This is a genomic window from Acidovorax cavernicola (assembly GCF_003581445.1).
Genome location: NZ_QXMN01000111.1, coordinates 1 through 3,234 on the forward strand (window position 1 = coordinate 1; position 3,234 = coordinate 3,234).

Here is a 3,234-nt window from a genome sequence, read left to right on the forward strand (position 1 = left end):
CGTTCAGGCCCGAGGCCGCGGCCAGTGCCGGGTTGGTGGACAGCGCCCGCATGGCGCGCCCGGTGCGGGTGCAAAACAGCAGCAGCGCGAACAGCACCAGCAGCACGGCCGTGGTGGTCATGGCGTAGACCTGGGTGTGCGACAGGCGCACGTCGCCGATCAGCACCGGAGGGGTGATCGGCAAGTTGAACATGCGCGGAAACGAGCCGGCAAAGCCCTGCGCCGCCGCCACGACGAGCATGGCTACGGCCAGCGAACCGATCATGGTGATCGCGGGCCCGGACCGCAGCAGACGGCGGAACACCAGCAGGTGCAGCACCAGTGTGAGCAGGCCGGTGAGCACGCAGGCGATGGCGATGGCCAGGGGGAGCGGCACGCCCAGCGCAAAAAATGCGTAGGTGGCGTAGGCGCCCAGCATGGCGTACTGCACATGCGCGATATTGGGAAACTTGACCAGGCCGTACACGGTGCTCAGTCCCAGCGCAATGAGCGCCAGGTCCGATGCACGCAGCAGCGTGTCAAAGATAAGTTGCAGCATGTCAGGGATGTCTTGCTATGAAATGAAGAGCTTTTGACGCTTGCAGGCAAGCGCCAGAGGGTCGTTTTTGAAGGCCGGTACGCGCTGTGGCACGGGCTTCGCCTGGCCACTGGCGCCGTTTCCCTTGCCAGATCGCGCAGCGGACCCGCAGAAGAAGGAAACGGCGCAGCCGCGCATGACGGCTCTTAACGCACCACCACCTTGCCGTCGTACTTCAGCTTCGCGTAGGGCGGGTCGATGCGCTGGCGGTTGGCATCCAGGGCGATGGGGCCGGTGACTCCGACATAGCCGCCCTTGCCGATTTCCTTCAGCGCGGCCTGCACGGCCACGGTGTCGGTGGACTTGGCCTTGTTCATGGCCGCGGCCGTCATCAGCACGGCGTCGTAGGCGTAGCCGGTGTACGAGGTCTTCATGCCTTCCTTGTACTTCGCGGCGAAGGCGTCGGCGTAGCTCTTGCCGGCGGCACCGTAGACGCTTCCCACTTCCATGCCGAGCTGGCCCTTGGCAATCTCGGGAGCGGTGTCCGACAGGCTCATGGAGATCAGGATCGCATAGAAGGGCTTGGAGCGCAGGCCAAGCTCCATCGCTTCACGGTTGATCACCGCCGATTCCTGGCCGTAGGCGCTGTACACATAGGCATCGGGATTGCTGCGCGACATCTGCTGCAGCTCGCGGCGGTAGGTGGACTGGCCGGCGGTGTAGAGCACCTCGGTGACGACCTTGCCGCCGAGCTTCTCGAACTCCTGCTTGAAGCCATGCACCACGCCCTGGCCATAGGCATTGTTGGGGGCGATCATGGCCACGTTGCGGTAGCCCAGATCCCACGCATCCTTGGACGAGAACTGATTTCCCTTGTCTTCCAGTCCGATCAGGTTGAACGACGTCGCGCCCAGGTCACGGATCTTCACGCTGGTGCTGGCGATGTTGATGTGCGCCACGCCTTCCTTCACCACGTACTGCGCCATGGGCAGCGTGATGCCCGACGAGTATTCGCCGATGACGACCGGCACCTTGTCGACGCTGACGAGCTTGCGCGCGGCGTTGAGCGCGGTGGTGGCGTTGCCGCCCGAGTCTTCCACGATCACGTTGAACTTCTTGCCCAGCACGCCGCCATCGGCGTTGACCTTTTCCACGGCCAATGCGACGGCGCGGCGCACATCCTCACCCACGGTGGCGTTGGCGCCGGTGAGCGAAAGCACGGCGCCCATGGAGATGGTGTCCTGCGCCAGCACGGCGAATGGGGCGGACAGGCACAGCGCGAGCGCTGCGGCAGGACTGGGGAAACGCGAAATCAGGGGCATGGTAGCTCCATCAAGGTCAAGAAAAACCGCACCAGAGGCGCGGGCGGGCTGCACGGAGTGCTGGGTCCGGTCCGCGCGGTGGCACGGCCGGGATATGAACTGGACGAAGCTTCTGCGGTGAAGGCGCCCCCAATGGGTGTTCTCGACCTTGCCGGCAGCGCGTCTTGCAGCCCTGCCAGCTTCAGAATATCCAATCCACAACAGATTGGATCCAAATATATGTAATTGGATTCAATTTGGCAATGCCGGGAACCCTTGTGTTCGCAATCTGCTCCAATACGACCATGAGATCCCGTACCAGCACCCCACCCCGTGCCCTGCACCAGACCATCCGCGAAGTGCTGCGCAATGAAATCCTGAGCGGCAAATTGCAGGCCGGCCACCAGTTGCGCCAGGACGCGCTGGCCACGCGTTTCAGTGCCAGCCGCATACCAGTGCGCGAGGCACTGCGGCAGCTGGAGTCGGAAGGCCTGGTGGTGCACCACCTGAACCGCGGTGCCGTGGTGGCGGGCATGAACGCACAGCAGATCTGCGAGTTGCTGGACATCCGCGTGGCGCTGGAATGTCATGCGGCCCGCCTTGCGGTACCGAACATGGTCGAGAGAGATTTCGAAGCCATGGACCGCATCCTGGCGGCCTATGCGGTCTCGGATGTGGTGAGCGACTGGGCCGAGTACAACCGCCAGTTCCACCTGGCGCTGTCGGCGCCGGCCAACAATGCCCGGCTGCGGCAGTTGATCGAGGAGTACTGCCTCAACACCGACCGCTACACCCACGTTGCGATGTCGGAGGCCACGGGCCGGGAAAAGCCCATGGAGGACCACTACGCGCTGCTGGCCGCTTGCCGGGAGCGCGATGTCCAGAAGGTGGTGATGTTGCTGGAAGCGCATATCGACCACACGCGCAAGGAGTTGATGGCCACGGCGCGCGCGCACGCCGAGCAGGCCATGCATCCCGCCACGGTGCTCTAGGGGCTGCACGCGCGCCATCGCCGCGGGACGGCTGGTCCGGCGGCGTGGAGCCCCTTTTATCGCCCGCTGAAGACCGGCGGCCGCTTCTGCGCGAAAGCGCGCGCGGCCTCGCGGAAATCCTCGCTGCCGTCGGCGCGCTGCACCATCGCGTCGAGGTGCTCACGCTCGTGCTCCACGCGACCGGCCAGCACGGCGTTGAGTTGCGCCTTGGAGCCCGCGATGGACAGCGGAGCGGCCTGGGCCATGCCCGCGCCGAAGGCGAACGCGGCTTCCACCGCGTCCCCTTCCGAGAGCGCATCAAGATAGCCTACGCGGTGCGATTCGGCGGCGTCATATAGCGCCGCCTCGTACACCCAGCGCCGCGCGTTCGACGCGCCGATCAGCCACGCCAGGCGCTGCAGCTGGATCGTGGGGTACACCAGTC

Annotated in this window: 4 protein-coding genes; 1 reads left to right on the plus strand and 3 read right to left on the minus strand. The window is 65.1% G+C overall.

Annotated features, from left to right (window positions below):
* Both D3H34_RS31220 and D3H34_RS31225 read right to left on the minus strand, forming a co-directional pair.
* Window positions 1-538, minus strand: a 538-nt coding sequence (locus D3H34_RS31220) for an ABC transporter permease subunit (RefSeq protein WP_434057724.1), incomplete at its 3' end; no start/stop codon positions are given.
* Between the two features lie 185 nt (window positions 539-723).
* Complete coding sequence (locus tag D3H34_RS31225; protein WP_119558704.1) at window positions 724-1,839, minus strand: ABC transporter substrate-binding protein; 1,116 nt, start codon at window positions 1,837-1,839, stop codon at window positions 724-726.
* 284 nt (window positions 1,840-2,123) lie between these two features.
* On the opposite strand from D3H34_RS31225, the gene D3H34_RS31230 reads away from it, so the two are divergent.
* Window positions 2,124-2,810, plus strand: a complete 687-nt coding sequence (locus tag D3H34_RS31230; protein ID WP_119558705.1) for a GntR family transcriptional regulator — start codon at window positions 2,124-2,126, stop codon at window positions 2,808-2,810.
* A 56-nt stretch (window positions 2,811-2,866) separates the two neighbouring features.
* On the opposite strand, the gene D3H34_RS31235 is transcribed toward D3H34_RS31230, so the two are convergent.
* Window positions 2,867-3,234, minus strand: a 368-nt coding sequence (locus D3H34_RS31235) for an enoyl-CoA hydratase-related protein (RefSeq protein WP_286186498.1), incomplete at its 5' end; no start/stop codon positions are given.